Below are 15,504 nucleotides of genomic sequence, written 5' to 3'. Positions count from 1 at the left end.
CTCAGCCGACCATCTCGTCCAGGAGCAGAAGCAGCAGGAACCCCGCGAAGAACATCGCGGTCACCCAGGGCCGGTCCTCCGTCTCGTGCGCCTCCACGAGAAGCTCCTCCGTCACGAGATACAGCAGCGCGATCAGGCCGAAGGCGAGGAAGCCGCCCTGAACGGCCGCCGGCATCGAGCCGACCGGACCGCCGAGCAGCGCCCCGAGCGGCAGCAACAGGACGAGGCCGGCCGTCAGACCGACGATCTTCCGCTTCGACGCGCCGCCCTCGGCGAGCTCGCTTGCCACGGTGAGGCCGAGGAACAGCACCTCGATGGTCAGGGCGACCGTTAGGAGGATCCCGGCCTTGGCGCCCGCCGCGAAGGCGATGCCGAGGACGAGGCCGTCCACGAGGATGTCGATGCCGGTGACCGACATCAGCCCGACCGGCCCCTTCATGCGGCCTTCCAGCCAGCGCAGCAGGAGCATCGCCACCACGCCGAGCGCGCCGCCGACGAGCGTCGCCCATGGCGATCCGGCGTGCCTGAGGTCCGGCAGGATCTCGCCCGCGGCCGCGGCGAAGACGACGCCGGCGGCGAAGTGCTGGACGGCGCTGACCAGCACCGGGCCCGGCCGCAGGTTGACCGCCACGGCCGCACCGAGGACGGCGGCCGCGGCAGGGATCAAGGTGTAGGCCCAGGCTTGCATCCGGGCCTCAGACCACGTGGTCGGGCGCGAGCGTGCATGCGGCCTCGCTCGTCTCGACCTGGAAGGTCGCGTGCCCGATGCCGAAGCGCTCATGCATCTCCTGCGCCGCCCGCATCAGGAACGCGTCGCCCGGGGCGCCGCCCGGCACGACCAGGTGGGCGGTGAGGGCGACATCGGTGGTGCTCATGGGCCAGATATGCAGGTCGTGGATGGCGGCGACCCCGGGCAGGCTCCCCAGGTGGGCACGGACGGCGGCCGGGTCGATGCCCGGGGGCACCGCGGCGAGCGACATCGCGAGGCTGTCGCGAAGTAGGCCCCAGGTGCTCCAGACGATGACGGCGACGATGCCGAGGCTCACGGCCGGATCGAGCCAGGTCCAGCCGGTGTAGAGGATCACGAGGCCCGCGAGGACCACGCCGGCCGAGACGGCCGCGTCGGCCGCCATGTGCAGGAAGGCGCCGCGGATGTTGATGTCACCCTTGGCACCCGAGGCGAACAGCCAGGCGGTGATGCCATTCACGAGGATGCCGACGGCGGCGACCACCATCACCGTCTTGCCCGCGACCGGGGCGGGCTCGCCGAAGCGCTGGATCGCCTCCCAGCCGATGGCGCCGACTGCGACCAGCAGGAATACGGCGTTGAACAGGGACGCCAGGATCGACGACCCCTTCATCCCGTAGGTGTAGCGCGCGCTCGGTGACCGTTTCGCGAGCACGGTCGCAACCCAGGCCACCACCAGGCCGAGCACGTCCGAGAGGTTGTGGCCGGCATCGGCCAGGAGCGCCACGGAGTTGCCGAGGACGCCGTAGGCTGCCTCCAAGACGACGAAGCCGACGTTGAGTCCAATGCCGATGGCGAAGGCCCTCCCGAAGCTGGCAGGGGCGTGGACATGGCCGGGCCCGTGGGCGTGGCCCCCATGCGCGTGACCTCCATGGGAATGGCCGGCCGGGCCATGGTACGCATGATCGTGCTGTTCCGTCATTGCCGTTCCTGGGCGTCGATGCTGGAGTCGAAGTCTTCCCGCGCGGAGCTGCCGCCGGATTTACTTCCTCCAGCGACTGGAGGAGCAAGCTCTGAATTCGGCACATAGTCGCGTCGGAACAGCACGCCCATGACACCTGTCATCAGTGTTGGTCGTGCAGGCACTCACCATGGTCGGCCAGCACCTCGATGATGCGGCATTCCCGGACATGGCCGCCCCCGCATTGCTCAACCATGGCCTGCACCTCCTGCCTCAGGCCGGTCAGCCGCGCGATCCGGTCGTCGATGTCGGCGAGGTGCTTGCGCGCGATAGCGTCCGCCTCGCCGCAGGGGTGGTCGGGATGCCCGGCGAGGTCGAGCAGAGCCCGGATGTCGTCGACTTCGAAGCCGAGGTCGCGGGCGTGCCGGATAAAGCGGAGGCGCCGGACGTCAGCCTCCCCGTAAGTACGCCTGTTGCCTTCCGTGCGCTCCGGCGTCGGTAGCAAGCCCCGCTCCTCATAGAACCGGATGGTCGGGACCTTCACCGCGGCACGCCGGGAGAGTTCCCCGATGGCGATGGGCTTCATGGCGCTTGCTCCTCTAGTCGCTGGAGGAAGTAGGGTCTTCGCGAGAGAGCGGAAGGCACCCGTGATGAGCGAAGCCACGACCCTGGACCGGACCGGGCGGACCCCGACGCGCCTGCGCGTGACGGGCATGGACTGCGCCTCCTGCGCCGCCAAGGTCGAGACCGCCGTGCGCCGGTTGCCGGGCATCGAGCGGGTCGAGGTCTCGGTGGCGACGGAGACGCTCACGGTCCGGCATGGTCCCGGCGCGGACGCCGGGGCCATCGCCGCGACGGTGCGGGGCCTCGGCTACGGCGCGGAGGACCCTGAGGCCGGGACGCACGACGCGGTTGCGGACAGATCCTGGTGGCAGACGCCGAAGGCACTGCTGGCGTTCGCCTGCGGCGCGGCCCTGGTGCTGGCCTATGCCATCGGGCATACCGCGCCAGCAACGGAGCGCTGGGCCTTCCTCGCCGCCATGGCGGTCGGCCTGGTGCCGGTCGCCCGGCGCGCCTTCGCCGCCGCGCGCAACAGCACGCCGTTCTCCATCGAGACGCTGATGACGATTGCCGCCGTCGGCGCGACCGCTATAGGGGCGACCGAGGAGGCCGCCACCGTCGTCTTCCTGTTCCTGGTCGGCGAGGTGATGGAGGGTGTCGCCGCCGGTCGGGCTAGGGCGAGCATCCGCGGGCTTACCGGGCTGGTGCCGGACACCGCCATGCTGGTGCGGGGGGACGCGACTGAGCAGGTGCCGGCCGCGAGCCTGAGGGTCGGGGCGACCGTGCTGGTGCGACCGGGCGATCGCCTTCCGGCCGACGGCACCGTGGTCGAGGGAGAGAGCACCGTCGACGAGGCACCCGTGACGGGCGAGAGCGCGCCGAGTCGCAAGATCGCTGGCGACGCCGTGTTCGCCGGCACGGTCAACGGCGATGCCGTCCTCCGGGTGCGGGTGACCGCAGCGGCGCGGGACAACACCATCGCCCGAGTGGTGCGGTTGGTGGAGGAGGCCCAGGACGCCAAGGCGCCGACCGAGCGCCTGATCGACCGCTTCTCGAAGGTCTACACCCCCGCAGTCGTTGCCGTGGCCGCCCTCGTCGCCGTGGCGCCGCCGCTCCTTGCCGGGGCGTCTTGGGACGAATGGGTCTACAAGGGGCTGGCCATCCTGCTGATCGGCTGTCCATGTGCGCTGGTCATCTCGACGCCGGCGGCCATTGCGGCCGGACTCTCGGCCGGCGCGCGCAGGGGTCTGCTCATCAAGGGCGGCGCCGTCTTGGAGCGGCTGGCCGCAGTGACGACTGTGGCCTTCGACAAGACCGGCACCCTGACCGAGGGCATGCCCGTCGTCACCGACGTGATGGCGTTCGGCCGCCCGGAGCGGGATGTGCTCTCGCTGGCGGGCGCGCTGGAGGGCGGCTCCTCGCACCCGCTCGCCCGGGCCATCCTGGCCAAGGCAGCCGAGGCCGGGGCGCCGGTGCCCCCGGCGTTCGGCGCGACGGCGCTCGGCGGCAAGGGGATCACCGGCAAGGTCGGAGGCCTGGACCTGTTCCTCGGCTCGCCGCGCGAGGCGGCGGCCCGCGCGGCGTTCTCGCCCGAGCAGGAGGCCCGGGTCTCCACCCTGAACGGCGAGGGTAAGACGGTGTCGGCCCTGGTGGTAAACGGCGTCCTCGCCGGACTGCTCGCCATTCGTGACGAGGCGCGGGCCGACGCGGCGGCCGGCGTCGACCGCCTGGCCGCCTCGGGAATCGGCGCCGTCATGCTCACCGGCGACAACGCGCGCACCGCCCGGGCCGTGGCCGGTGCTCTCGGTATCGAGGCACGGGCGGAGCTCCTGCCGGAGGACAAGCAGCGGATCGTGCGCGAACTCCAGGCCGGCGGTGCGGTCGTGGCGAAGGTCGGCGACGGCATCAACGACGCCCCGGCGCTCGCGGCGGCCGACGTCGGCATCGCGATGGGCGGGGGCACGGACGTCGCGCTGGAGACGGCGGACGCCGCGATCTTGCACGGGCGCGTCGCGGACGTCGCGCGCATGGTCGAACTCTCGCGCCGGACGCTAGCCAACATCCGGGCGAACATCGTCATCGCTCTCGGCCTGAAGGCGGTATTCCTAGCGACTACGGTCTTGGGCGTCACTGGGCTATGGCCGGCCATCCTTGCCGACACCGGCGCCACGGTCCTGGTGACTGCGAACGCGTTGCGGCTTCTACAAGTGCACGAATGATGCCGTCGCCGAGGCAGGGGTATAGTCGCACGCCGCGGCCGACGTGCCACGGCGGTCCCCTGTATGGAGGAAGATCAGGCCCCGCCACCCAATCGTATCGGGTCCACCGCTTGATGGATCCGACGTCGGCGGCTGTTCACGGCGTTGCGGCCCTGCGAACCGCCGGACACCTGCATGATCGTAAGCGAGCGCCACTGCGTCGGACGCGCGCTGCCCTCGGATTGGCGGCGGGACAAAGACAGCGGGAGGGTCGCACTCCTCGGCCCGCCAAGCCCCCTAAGCCGCAGGGGCAAATGACAACAGAACGGCATAATCGGCGTAGCTAAGGTTGCGTTGCGCCGCTAAGACTCGTGTGTTTCAAGCGACCATCTGCAGACACCATGAACCGCGCAAGCCTTTTCGACGTAATTTTGCACTACTTGACGCAACTAAGGATGTCAGTTGGGCAGCTCAATAGCCTTAACTTACAAGACGTCAACGTTCATGCGGAGACATTCTTTCGAGATTTTTTAAACTTAGCGCTCGGATACCAGCTTAGAAACATCAACATCATCGAGAAGAACGCGCGCGCGATCGACCTCGGAGACGAAGACGAACGGATTGCCATACAGGTGACTTCGACCGCGGAACTCGCGAAGATCAAGCACACCCACATGGGCTTCGTAGCGAGCGGTCTCGATGGCAGATACGACCGGTTGGTGGTCCTGATAATCGGAGAAAAGCTTAAATATCGCGAGTTGTCCCTAGGCGGCGAGGGCGTCTTCAGCATGTCGTTGGTGGACGACGTCTGGGACATTCACGAACTATTGAGGAAGATCGCGGATCTTCCCTCGAGCAAGCTTGAGAGCTGCTGCGACTTCCTGCGAAGCGAGTTGGCCCTTCCCGAGCCCCGGCAGTCGAACGAGGTTTGTACGCTGATCCGTCTCATCGAGGTTCTCAGCGCCGCCGAGGAAGGGATTCTGGCGGGCGACAATCGGGAGGACCCGGATCCCAATAGGAAGATCCGCGACCGCTTCGCGGATCACGCTGCGTTTCTCGAGCAGCAGTTCGTCGACCTGCACGAGATATATGGACGCGCGCTGGCTGAAGTGAACAGACATGCCGACCTCGGGCACGTGCGTGTCCGCAAGCTCCAGGTCTACCTCATGAACTGGAGCGACCGCGTCCTTAGCGAGCTTGGAGGCGATCCCAAAGCCGCACTAGAGGCGCTGGCCGGGAAGGTTCTCAGGATGATGGGCAGCAGCGAGGTTGCCTTCGATGATGGCGCCATCCGATACTACCTCATCAACCAGCTGATCGCCTGCAACGTGTTCCCGAACAAGCGCGCGCTCGATGCCTAGCATCTTTCTAAAAGACGAGGCCCTCGAGAAATCGCCCGCGATCGTCGGCTTCGAGATCGCACGTTATATCAGACAATCCGGCAAGGGCCGCGTCAGCATCTTCGACGTCGTCGAGCGCTTCAAGCGCGAGAGTTGGTTTGCCTGGAATTCATTCTTCTATGGTATCACCTTTCTGTACGCAGTCGGCCTCATCGAATTCGAAGAGCCATATCTGATCGCCCGCGATGTTGATTGAGCGCCTCTTCACCGAGCCGGCCACGATCGACCCGATCGTCTTCACGCCGGGGATCAATGTGATCCTTGGTGAAAGCGATGCCACAAGCTCCAAGAATAACGGTGTCGGCAAGTCGCTCTGCATCGAATTCTTAAATTTCGCCCTGCTCAAACGCAAGGGCGAGAGCCGAGTGGCCAAGATCCCGCGGGAGAGCTTCGACCCGCGCACATTCATCTGCGTCGATTTCGAGCTGCATGGGATCCACTATACCATCAAGCGATCCCTCGAAGAGGCGGAGCACCCTCGCATCATCGTGGACGGACGAGAGACGGTCTACGCGAAGCTCAAGGATGCGACCGACTTCCTCACGGGCAGGCTCTTTCCCGACCAAGAGGCGCAGGTGGGGTTTCGGGAGATGCTGGGGCCGCTGATCCGCGACGAACGATCCGAGTTCAAGTCAATCGTATCCTGCTTCGACACCAAGGCCCGCATCCCGGACAACTACGCTCCCCATCTCATGCTGCTGGGCATCGATCTCGACATCTACCGTGCCATCAAGGGGATCCAGAAGGAACTGGATGCGATCGCCATCGAGGAGGCTCGCATCAAGGAGAGCGTGAAGCTCGTCCGCCAGAAGAACCTGGACGACGCCCGGTCCGACCTCAATGCCCTCGACGAGGAGGTCGAGACGATCCGTCAAGGCATCGATGCTCTGGAAAACGCCCCGGCCTACGACATCGTCAAGGGCGAGATCCTGGAGATCGAGGACCGGATGTCGGAGCTGCGCCGCAGCAAGGACGTGCTGGTTCGGCGCTCCGCGAACCTGGCGCCGATCGCCCTCGAACCCGGCATAGACGGCGACGAGATCCGCGACTTCTACGATCAGCTTCGCGCCGGCTTGGGTGCCAGCATCGTCCGCGAACTCACGGAGGTGATCTCCTTCAAGTCCAAGATCGAGCAGTTCCAGCGACATCTTCTTGATGAGAAGTCGAGAGTGGTGGACGTCGAGATCCGAGGACTGAACAGACAGCTCGCGGAGCTCGACAGCAGGTACGCCAAACTCGTTGCCGTTCTCGACCAGAAAGGGCAGCTGCGCAATCTGCGCCAGACCTACGCCTCCTTCCAGGCCAAGAGCGATGAACTCGGACAACTCCGGAGTTTCTTCGGCCGTTACGACCAGCTGCTGATCGAACGGCAGACCAAAAGGTCTGAGATTGAGGCCGAACGTTTGGCGCTGCAGGCCAGCATCTCGGCCGCCGCGGAGCGGCTGCGATCCTTCGAACGGACGATCCTCGCAATCCACCAGTTCATCCAGGGCAATCGTAAAGCTTCGTTCGAGGTACGGACCACTTCCCGAAAACACGTCGTCGACATCGTTCTGCGGATCGACGACGACGGCAGTCATAGCGTCGAGAGAGAAAAAGTCTTCATCTACGATATAGCGCTGTTGCTGAACGAGTACACCAAATCCCGCCATCCCGGCATTCTGGTTCACGACAACATCTTCGATGTCGACGACGACACTCTGCAAAAGAGCTTGGAATTCGTGCTCACGCGCGCAAGGCTCGACGAAGACCAACAATATATCCTGACGCTGAACGTCGACCGCATCGAGCATTCCCGAGAGGAAGTATGGTACTACGAGCTTGAACAGAGTGTCAGAGCCTCTTTCACTAAAAGCAATCGTTTTCTCAAAACTCAATATCAGGAACTTGGCTAGGATCGATGGCTCGGATCCGGATCATTGGAACTCGACCATGATCACCTCAAGGCTGGTTCCGCCACTCGCCCGCCCTGCATAGCTGCGTCCCGCGCTTCTGTAAGCTGTCGGAGGCCTGCGCTCGGAGCGAGACTGGTGCCGCTTGCCCTTACGCGCTCCCGGGTCCTTGACCTTCCCATCGTTGGAAGCCCCATTTGTATTGGACGCTACCACGAGGAGTGCGTCATGTACCGCTACAAGGTCGACAAGATGGGCTGCGGCGGCTGTGCCAAGTCCGTGACCCGCGCCGTCCACGGCATCGAGCCGGACGCCCGAGTCGAGGTGGACCTGGGGGCCAAGCTGGTGACTGTATCCGACGCCGCCGGTCCGGCCGGTTCCATCGCCCAGGCCATCGCCGCCGCGGGCTACCCGGCCCAGCCGCTCGGCACGACGACGTGAAACGAGCGGGGGCAACCAAACCCAGCCGCGCGCATTCACGTGCCAGGGGCGACGCCGTCCCGGCATTCGGGATTGAGATCAGCGAACGGCATGGGTTTCGACAGGCACATCGTGCGTTCGATGGCGGTGATGATCCTCGCGATCATCGCCTTCGTCGCGCCGTTCGCCGTCGAGGCACACGAGGGACACGTCCACTGCGCCGGCCACAAGCGCGCGGTATCAGTTGTCCCTACGGCGTCCGCTTCCAACGAGAACCTAACTCCCGTCACGTCGTCGCGCATCGCAGAGATGCCGGTGAAACTCCTGGCAGCGCCCCGCCTCCAGGCGGCGGCCGGTCGGTCGACCGCCTCGCTTCGGGCGGGTGCCGACCGAGGCTGCTGCCCCGGCGCCTGTAAGCGCGGCTGCTGCGGGGCGATGGTCTGCGGCACGGTCGGCATCGTCGCCGGAGACGCATCCTTGGTCGCCCCCGTAGTTCGGGCGGCCGTGCTGATTCCGCACGACCTACCCGGTCGCGCGGGCATCGGCCCTGAGGCGCTACGCAAACCACCACGAACCCTCGCGTGAGATGAGGCGCGCCTGAGGCGCGCGACGCCCGAGGTGCGACCGCCAACGTGGTCCGCACTCGGACATCCTGCCGCGCGACCTCCTTTGCATGCCGGAACGTCTTTCCGCCTTCGGCGCGTCGGCGCCGTTTGAGGCCGCTCTCTCGGACCGCACCGGGGTTCATGCTTCACGTCGGCATGGCCCGGTCTGGTTCCAGCGGACCCAAATCCGCGGGTGGCGAGCGCCCCGGCATGGAGCTCGGGAGACGCGGGGGGATCAATGCCCGTACCCCCGCGGCATTCCGGCCGTGCGGATCGTGAACGGGTCGGCCCGGCGCGGCCGGCATCGGTCGCAGTGACCTTCCGCCCCTCGGAACAGGCCCACTTAGCTCAGAGTACTTGGAAAGATACTTTTGAACTATCTGCTATTTTATCAGTTAGAGTACCGGCATGGCCCGAATACTATTCTCATAGATGATTAGTATTTTCATCCATGGTACAAGGAACCCCAATTTATAAGCGGAGATATCGAATGCACCAGATGTCGAGTGAGATGCAGTCCTGCATCGACGAGTGCCTGCGGTGCTACCAGACGTGCCTCGGCATGGCCTCGAACCACTGCCTCCCAGCCGGCGGCAAGCATGTCGAGCCGGAGCACTTCCGGCTGATGCTGGCCTGCGCCGAGATCTGCAGGACCTCGGCGCACTTCATGCTGCTCGGGACCGCGCACCACAAGCACACCTGCGCCGAGTGCGCCGACGTCTGCGAGGATTGCGCTCGCAGCTGCGAGCAGGTCGGCGACATGCAGGACTGCGTCGAGCAGTGCCGCCGCTGCGCCGAGACTTGCCGGAAGATGGCCGCCTGAACCCTGCGGGGCGGCCGAGCGGGCCGTTGCGCTTCGTAGCCCGAAGGAGATCATTATGCGCGTTTCAACCCTGACCCTCGCGGCGACGCTGGCGCTGGCCGGCGCTGGCACGGCCCTCGCCGCGGACCACGATCATGGCTCCCACGATCACGGATCCATGCAGGCCCCCTCGTTCGAGCTGCCCGCGGCCTGCAAGGCCGCGTCGGCCGGCAAGGAAGCTTCAATGAAGGAAATGCAGGACCACATGTCGAAGGCGATGCAGGGCATGTCGGGCCAAGAGACTAACGCCCAGAAGGGCCTGCAGCACGCCATGATGCAGATGAACGGCCCGATGATGCAGGGCATGATGGCCGGGGATCCCGACGTCGCCTGGATCTGCGCGATGATCCCGCACCACATGGGTGCCATCGCCATGGCCCAGGTCGGGCTGAAGAACGGCGACAATCCCGAGGCGAAGAAGATCGCCGAGAGGAGCATCCAGGAACAAGAGAAGAGCATCAAGGAGCTCACCGCCTGGCTCGACAGGAATGCACGGAAGGAAGGCAAGCAGTAACCCCGAAAATATTGCCTGTCCGTGGCCCGTCCTGCGCCGTCAGGCGCGGGCCACGGACACTGAAGTCGCGCGAAGGCTCCCATGACCAATTCGTCCGAGATGCATCCCGCCAGGGCGGACCACGCCTGCTCCGGTGGGCACCGGCATGACCACTCCGGTCACGCCGCCTCGCAAGCGCACGGCAATGCCGGCATGGCGGCGAACGACGCCGGCGCCAACCGCGTGAAGGACCCGGTCTGCGGGATGATGGTCGACCCGCACGCGACTGAGCACCGGGCCGAGCATGACGGACATCCCTACTACTTCTGCTCGAACGGCTGCCGGACCAAGTTCGAAGCCGACCCGGTCCGCTACGTCGATCCGGCCCAAGCGGCGACGAGGACCGAACCGGTGCCCGAGGGCTCGATCTACACCTGCCCCATGCACCCGGAGGTCAGGCAGGTCGGGCCCGGGGCATGCCCGATCTGCGGGATGGCGCTTGAGCCGGCGATGGTCGGCGCGGACGACGGCCCGAGCGAGGAACTCATCGACATGACGCGCCTGTTCTGGGTCGGGCTGCTCCTGACCGTGCCGGTGTTCGTGCTGGAGATGGGCGGGCACCTGTTCGGCCTGACGGAACGTCTCGGCCAGCAGACCTCCAACTGGATCCAGCTCGCGCTCGCCACCCCGGTCGTGCTCTGGGCCGGCTGGCCGTTCTTCGTTCGGGCTTGGCACTCAGTGCTGTCCCGCAACCTCAACATGTTCACCTTGGTCGCTCTCGGGACAGGCACGGCATACCTCTACAGCTTTGTGGCGACGCTGGCCCCCGGTCTGTTCCCCGACGCGCTGCGCGGGCACGGCGGGGCGGTGCCGGCCTACTTCGAGGCGGCCGCCGTCATCACCGTGCTCGTACTCCTCGGACAGGTCCTGGAGCTCCGCGCACGCGAGAGCACCGGCGGCGCCCTGCGGGCGCTGCTCGACCTCGCGCCGAAGAAGGCGCGACGCGTCCGGCTCGACGGCATGGACGAGGAGGTGCAGCTCGACGCCATCGCCGTCGGCGACCGCCTGCGGGTGCGCCCCGGCGAGAAGGTGCCGGTCGACGGCGCGGTCGTTGAAGGCCGCAGTTCCGTCGACGAGAGCTTGGTGACGGGGGAATCGATGCCCGTCGCCAAGGAGGCCGGCGCCTCCGTCATCGGCGGCAGCCTCAACCAGTCCGGATCGCTGGTCGTCGAGGCGACAAAGGTCGGCCGCGACACCATGCTGGCCCGCATCGTCCAGATGGTGGCCGAGGCCCAGCGCTCGCGCGCGCCCATCCAGCGCCTCGCCGACCACGTCGCCGGCTGGTTCGTGCCGGCGGTCATCGGCGTGGCGGTGCTCGCCTTCCTCGCCTGGATGGTCTTCGGGCCGGAGCCGCGCTTCACCTACGCGCTGCTGGCGGCAGTGGCGGTCCTGATCATCGCCTGCCCGTGCGCGCTCGGGCTCGCCACGCCGATGTCGATCATGGTCGGCGTTGGCAGGGGCGCCGGGGCCGGCGTCCTCGTCAAGAACGCCGAGGCGCTGGAGCGGATGGAGCGGGTCACGACCCTCGTGGTCGACAAGACCGGCACGCTGACTGAGGGCAGGCCCGCCGTAATGCGGGTAGTGGCGGCTGACGGATTCGACGCGGACGCGGTGCTGCGCCTTTCGGCCAGCGTCGAGCGCGCGAGCGAGCATCCGCTCGCCCTCGCCATCGTCGCTGCTGCCGGGAAGCGCGGGATCGCGACCGCCCCCGTCACGGACTTCGACAGCCCGACGGGGAAGGGCGCTCTCGGCACGGTCGAGGGCCGGCGCGTCGCGCTCGGAAACGCGGCCTTCATGAGCGAGCAGGGCGTCGACGTCTCGACCCACGCAGCCGAGGCCGACGAACTCCGGCGTGACGGCGCAACCGCGATCTTCGCGGGCGTCGACGGCCGGGTGGCCGGGGTCATAGCCATCGCAGACCCGGTCAAGGCGACGACGGCGGAGGCGCTCGCCGCTCTTCGGGCTGAGGGCATCCGGGTGGTCATGCTGACCGGCGACAACCGCACGACGGCCGAGGCGGTGGCGCGCCGGCTCGGCATCGAGGAGGTCGAGGCGGAGGTCCTGCCCGACCAGAAGGCCGCCGTGGTCGAGCGCCACAAGGCGGCCGGTCAGGTGGTCGCGATGGCCGGCGACGGTGTCAACGACGCCCCGGCGCTGGCGGCCGCGGACGTCGGCATCGCCATGGGCACCGGCACGGATGTGGCGATCGAGAGCGCCGGCCTGACGCTGCTGAAGGGCGACCTCCTCGGTATCGTGCGGGCTCGGCGGCTGTCGCGGGCGGTGATGGGCAACATCCGCCAGAACCTGTTCTTCGCCTTCATCTACAACGCGGCCGGCGTGCCGGTGGCGGCGGGCATCCTCTACCCGTTCCTAGGCATCCTGCTCTCGCCCGTCCTGGCGGCGGCCGCCATGGCGCTGTCCTCGGTCAGCGTGATCGGCAACGCCCTGCGCCTTCGCTCGGCGAAGCTCGACCCTTCCGCCGCTCGCTAGGAGCACCTATGTTCCCGACTTGGCTGCATGCCCTCTCGATCGGCGCGCTGCTCCTGGGGGCCGCCTGCTCGCTGGTGTTGTCCGTGCAGGTGATCCGCCATCCGCAGCACATGGCCGTGATGAACGTGGTCTGGCCGGTCAGCGCCCTGTTCGGGACGCTTGTCGTGGTCTGGGCCTACTTCCGCTACGGCCGCCTAGCGACCATGGAGGCGCACCACCACGCCGAGGAACGGGGCGAGAAGCCGCCGAACATGACCGGCACCCCGTTCCCGGTAATGGTCGGCAAGGGCGCGCTCCACTGCGGCAGCGGCTGCATGCTGGGCGACGTCGCCGCGGAGTGGCTCGCCTTCCTGGTGCCGGCGGTGGCGGTCTGGTTCGGCTGGCAATCGCTCTTCGAGGAGAAGATGTACGCCGTCTGGGCGCTGGACTTCGTCTTCGCCTACGCCCTCGGCATCGTGTTCCAGTATTACGCCATCGTGCCGATGCGAGGCCTCTCGCCGGGCAAGGGGGTAGTGGCGGCCGTCAAGGCGGACACCGCGTCGCTGATCGCCTGGCAGGTCGGCATGTACGGCCTCATGGCGCTGGTGCAGTTCTGGCTCTACCCGCATCTGGCCGGCCAACGGGCACCGGTCGATTCGATCGAGTTCTGGTTCGCGATGCAGGCTGCCATGGTCGCGGGATTCCTGACCAGCTACCCGGTGAACTGGTGGCTCGTCGGCTCCGGCATCAAGGAGCGGATGTAGGCCGGCCGACGCCTACCGGCGGATCAAGAGGAGGTAGACGAGGATTGCGCATGTGGTCGCCAGCATGGCGATCCGGTAGCCGAATTCGTCCCTAGGAGCCGGGCGCGGGTCCGGCCCGACGACGGCAAAGCACGTCGGGCACCTCGACGCATCGGCGCGGATGGGTCGCTCGCAGCGGTTGCACTTCGACAGGAGCATGGACGCCTGCCCGCCGGCCCGAGCCGGAACAGCACGCGGCATCGCAGAGGCCCGGCATAGGTCTAGCCCATGCCGACCTTCGGGACCGCCGCGCCGATCCCGGTTGCTTAAGTATGGCTACAAGCTCGTACCACGAAATACGTCCTTTGGCTTAGATGGCTGCTCTCGCGGTGCCGTCTGGCCGATTCGGCTTGCGAAGTGCCTTTATCGAGCTGCACTCGAAGCTCTTGCCGAAGGCGCTCCGGATCCTCGTGTTGCGCCAAATGCCTTCAGGTCATCAGAAACCGCTATGGCGGGCACATAGTATCCACCATTCTCTTTTGCAGTCGCACCCTACTCCAGCTGGAATAGGAACATATTCATCTACTCCCAAAGAATACGTTTTCCTCCTTGAAGGAGCCGTGATGAGTGCGATCAGGCTTCGGAGGCGAGCGAATGCTGACGGCGCAAATCGATCCAGCAACCACGGTGGTAACGGCGGCGGAGTCGACAGCATCGACATCGAACCAAGTTCCATTGATCCTCGATCTCGATGGTACGCTGCTGCGCGCAGATGTTCTTTACGAGAAGGCCGTGTCTCTCGTTCGAGCAGACCCTTTGAACATCTTCAAAATCGCATACTGGTCCTTTGGCGGGCGCGCCTATCTGAAGCGGCGGATGGCACAAGATGCGAGGCTGGACATAGATACACTGCCGGTCAATGCCGAGTTGATTGAATTCGCCGAGGCTGAGGCTAACGGCGGCCGGCCGGTACATATGTCGACGGCGACCGACAACGTGACGGCTGCTCAGATCGCCCGGCGGTTCCCGTTCATAACGACAGTCATCGCGAGTGACGGTACGACAAATCTGAAGGGGCACGCCAAGGCGGCTGAGCTTGCTCGTCGCTTCCCGTTGGGTTTCGACTACGCTGGAGATAGTAGGGCCGACCTGCCTGTGTGGCATGCTGCTCGACAGGCCATAGTGGTTGAAGCATCAAGTCGAGTCGAGAAAGCAGCTAGCGCCGTCGCAAATGTCATTGGCATCTTCCATCGTCCTTCATATCTTGGGCCTCTCATCGAAAGCATGAGACCCCATCAATGGGCGAAGAATGCGTTGGTTCTGGTTCCGGCTGTTCTGGCTGGGCGTATTTTCGACGTTTTTGCGATTTGGCAGCTCATATTTAGCTTCATAGCCCTTAGCTTGATCGCCTCTGCGACGTACATACTGAACGATATCTGGGACGTCGCTGATGATCGTCGGCACTGGTCCAAAAGGAACCGTCCGCTCGCCAGCGGGCGATTGCCGATGGTTGTCGGCTTTGCAGCAGTCCCGGTCGGCCTGGCCGCCGGCTTCGCTCTCGGGGCGGCGGCCGGGCCCAAGGTCGTCCTGATGTTGGCCTGCTATACAGTCTTGACGCTCTTCTATTCCTTCTACGTCAAACGTGTCGTTCTACTCGACGCGTTGACACTGGCCCTTTTATTTACGCTCCGCCTCGCGGTCGGCACGGTCGCGGTTGCGGCCAAGGCCTCACCGTGGTTGTTCGTATTTTCGATATTCCTGTTCACGTCGTTGGCACTAGCTAAGCGACACACGGAGATCGCACGTGCCATCGAGCGTGGAACGGCGAGAATCAACGGACGCGGCTATTTCGCGGCAGACCTACCGCTGGTGCTCGCGGCGGGTGTAGCAGCAGGTACATCAGCGCTTCTTGTCCTTGTATTCTACATCATCAACGACGCATTCCAGCAGACTTTCTACGGCGATGTCGCTTGGCTTTGGGGTTTCCCTGTCGCGCTCTCGATCATCGTGGGACGGATCTGGGTTGCGTGTCAGCGTGGCGAATTGCAGGACGATCCAGTTGTCTTCGCGTTGACAGACAGGCTCGCGCTTGCGGCAGGAAGCGGGCTCTCGGTCTGCTTCGTGCTGGCCTGGGCGGGTATCGCGGCCTGAG

General features: G+C 65.8%; 14 protein-coding genes and 1 pseudogene. 11 read left to right on the top strand and 4 right to left on the bottom strand.

Annotated elements, in window-relative coordinates; all coding sequences use genetic code 11:
- Position 1: 1 nt before the first annotated feature.
- The 3 genes from ACX9MN_RS04575 to ACX9MN_RS04565 all read right to left on the bottom strand — a co-directional run bounded on the left by ACX9MN_RS04575 (position 2) and on the right by ACX9MN_RS04565 (position 2,235).
- Entirely contained in the window at positions 2-688 is a 687-nt protein-coding gene (locus ACX9MN_RS04575; protein ID WP_331327813.1) for a ZIP family metal transporter, read from the bottom strand.
- A gap of 7 nt (positions 689-695) precedes the next feature.
- Entirely contained in the window at positions 696-1,670 is a 975-nt protein-coding gene (locus ACX9MN_RS04570; protein ID WP_331327814.1) for a cation diffusion facilitator family transporter, read from the bottom strand.
- A gap of 142 nt (positions 1,671-1,812) precedes the next feature.
- Positions 1,813-2,235: a MerR family transcriptional regulator gene (locus ACX9MN_RS04565; protein ID WP_331327815.1), complete on the bottom strand. Its 423-nt coding sequence runs from the start codon at positions 2,233-2,235 to the stop codon at positions 1,813-1,815.
- A 64-nt stretch (positions 2,236-2,299) separates the two neighbouring features.
- Here ACX9MN_RS04565 and ACX9MN_RS04560 point away from each other — a divergent pair, with 64 nt between their 5' ends.
- Positions 2,300-4,429, top strand: a complete 2,130-nt coding sequence (locus tag ACX9MN_RS04560) for a heavy metal translocating P-type ATPase (protein ID WP_331327816.1) — start codon at positions 2,300-2,302, stop codon at positions 4,427-4,429.
- Between the two features lie 125 nt (positions 4,430-4,554).
- Here ACX9MN_RS04560 and ACX9MN_RS04555 read toward each other — a convergent pair.
- Positions 4,555-4,650 (bottom strand): annotated as a pseudogene (locus ACX9MN_RS04555) (arsenical resistance protein ArsH); the annotation flags it as partial.
- A gap of 159 nt (positions 4,651-4,809) precedes the next feature.
- Here ACX9MN_RS04555 and ACX9MN_RS04550 point away from each other — a divergent pair.
- The 10 genes from ACX9MN_RS04550 to ACX9MN_RS04505 all read left to right on the top strand — a co-directional run bounded on the left by ACX9MN_RS04550 (position 4,810) and on the right by ACX9MN_RS04505 (position 15,503).
- A complete protein-coding gene (locus ACX9MN_RS04550) occupies positions 4,810-5,769 on the top strand; it encodes an SMEK domain-containing protein (RefSeq protein WP_331327817.1) in 960 nt (319 codons plus the stop codon).
- Positions 5,762-6,004, top strand: a complete 243-nt coding sequence (locus tag ACX9MN_RS04545) for a hypothetical protein (RefSeq protein WP_331327818.1) — start codon at positions 5,762-5,764, stop codon at positions 6,002-6,004. The genes ACX9MN_RS04550 and ACX9MN_RS04545 overlap by 8 nt, the downstream gene beginning before the upstream one ends.
- Positions 5,994-7,703 (top strand): DUF2326 domain-containing protein, encoded by a 1,710-nt coding sequence (locus ACX9MN_RS04540; protein WP_331327819.1) that lies wholly within the window; start codon positions 5,994-5,996, stop codon positions 7,701-7,703. Before ACX9MN_RS04545 ends, ACX9MN_RS04540 begins: the two co-directional genes overlap by 11 nt.
- Before the next feature lie 225 nt (positions 7,704-7,928).
- A complete protein-coding gene (locus ACX9MN_RS04535) occupies positions 7,929-8,141 on the top strand; it encodes a heavy-metal-associated domain-containing protein (protein ID WP_331327820.1) in 213 nt (70 codons plus the stop codon).
- Between the two features lie 90 nt (positions 8,142-8,231).
- Positions 8,232-8,705, top strand: coding sequence for a hypothetical protein (locus ACX9MN_RS04530; protein WP_331327821.1), 474 nt, complete (start codon positions 8,232-8,234; stop codon positions 8,703-8,705).
- A gap of 510 nt (positions 8,706-9,215) precedes the next feature.
- Positions 9,216-9,548, top strand: a complete 333-nt coding sequence (locus ACX9MN_RS04525; RefSeq protein ID WP_331327822.1) for a four-helix bundle copper-binding protein — start codon at positions 9,216-9,218, stop codon at positions 9,546-9,548.
- A 55-nt stretch (positions 9,549-9,603) separates the two neighbouring features.
- Positions 9,604-10,101 (top strand): DUF305 domain-containing protein, encoded by a 498-nt coding sequence (locus ACX9MN_RS04520; RefSeq protein ID WP_331327823.1) that lies wholly within the window; start codon positions 9,604-9,606, stop codon positions 10,099-10,101.
- Positions 10,102-10,200: 99 nt separating this feature from the next.
- The gene (locus ACX9MN_RS04515) at positions 10,201-12,630 is read left to right on the top strand and encodes a heavy metal translocating P-type ATPase (RefSeq protein WP_419512422.1); all 2,430 of its coding nucleotides are present in this window, start codon (positions 10,201-10,203) and stop codon (positions 12,628-12,630) included.
- Positions 12,631-12,638: 8 nt separating this feature from the next.
- The gene (locus ACX9MN_RS04510) at positions 12,639-13,373 is read left to right on the top strand and encodes a DUF4396 domain-containing protein (protein ID WP_331327825.1); all 735 of its coding nucleotides are present in this window, start codon (positions 12,639-12,641) and stop codon (positions 13,371-13,373) included.
- Positions 13,374-14,006: 633 nt separating this feature from the next.
- A complete protein-coding gene (locus ACX9MN_RS04505) occupies positions 14,007-15,503 on the top strand; it encodes a UbiA family prenyltransferase (RefSeq protein ID WP_489723810.1) in 1,497 nt (498 codons plus the stop codon).
- Position 15,504: the final 1 nt, after the last annotated feature.

The organism is Methylobacterium sp. 1A (genome assembly GCF_058072805.1).
This window is presented reverse-complemented; position numbering and strand designations above follow the sequence as displayed.

Excerpts from the sequence above, each read along its gene's own strand:
- ACX9MN_RS04575 (WP_331327813.1), bottom strand. The coding sequence starts at position 688 with ATGCAAGCCTGGGCCTACACCTTGATCCCTGCCGCGGCCGCCGTCCTC.
- ACX9MN_RS04570 (WP_331327814.1), bottom strand. The coding sequence starts at position 1,670 with ATGACGGAACAGCACGATCATGCGTACCATGGCCCGGCCGGCCATTCC.
- ACX9MN_RS04565 (WP_331327815.1), bottom strand. The coding sequence starts at position 2,235 with ATGAAGCCCATCGCCATCGGGGAACTCTCCCGGCGTGCCGCGGTGAAG.
- ACX9MN_RS04560 (WP_331327816.1), top strand. The coding sequence starts at position 2,300 with ATGAGCGAAGCCACGACCCTGGACCGGACCGGGCGGACCCCGACGCGC.
- ACX9MN_RS04550 (WP_331327817.1), top strand. The coding sequence starts at position 4,810 with ATGAACCGCGCAAGCCTTTTCGACGTAATTTTGCACTACTTGACGCAA.
- ACX9MN_RS04545 (WP_331327818.1), top strand. The coding sequence starts at position 5,762 with ATGCCTAGCATCTTTCTAAAAGACGAGGCCCTCGAGAAATCGCCCGCG.
- ACX9MN_RS04540 (WP_331327819.1), top strand. The coding sequence starts at position 5,994 with ATGTTGATTGAGCGCCTCTTCACCGAGCCGGCCACGATCGACCCGATC.
- ACX9MN_RS04535 (WP_331327820.1), top strand. The coding sequence starts at position 7,929 with ATGTACCGCTACAAGGTCGACAAGATGGGCTGCGGCGGCTGTGCCAAG.
- ACX9MN_RS04530 (WP_331327821.1), top strand. The coding sequence starts at position 8,232 with ATGGGTTTCGACAGGCACATCGTGCGTTCGATGGCGGTGATGATCCTC.
- ACX9MN_RS04525 (WP_331327822.1), top strand. The coding sequence starts at position 9,216 with ATGCACCAGATGTCGAGTGAGATGCAGTCCTGCATCGACGAGTGCCTG.
- ACX9MN_RS04520 (WP_331327823.1), top strand. The coding sequence starts at position 9,604 with ATGCGCGTTTCAACCCTGACCCTCGCGGCGACGCTGGCGCTGGCCGGC.
- ACX9MN_RS04515 (WP_419512422.1), top strand. The coding sequence starts at position 10,201 with ATGCATCCCGCCAGGGCGGACCACGCCTGCTCCGGTGGGCACCGGCAT.
- ACX9MN_RS04510 (WP_331327825.1), top strand. The coding sequence starts at position 12,639 with ATGTTCCCGACTTGGCTGCATGCCCTCTCGATCGGCGCGCTGCTCCTG.
- ACX9MN_RS04505 (WP_489723810.1), top strand. The coding sequence starts at position 14,007 with ATGCTGACGGCGCAAATCGATCCAGCAACCACGGTGGTAACGGCGGCG.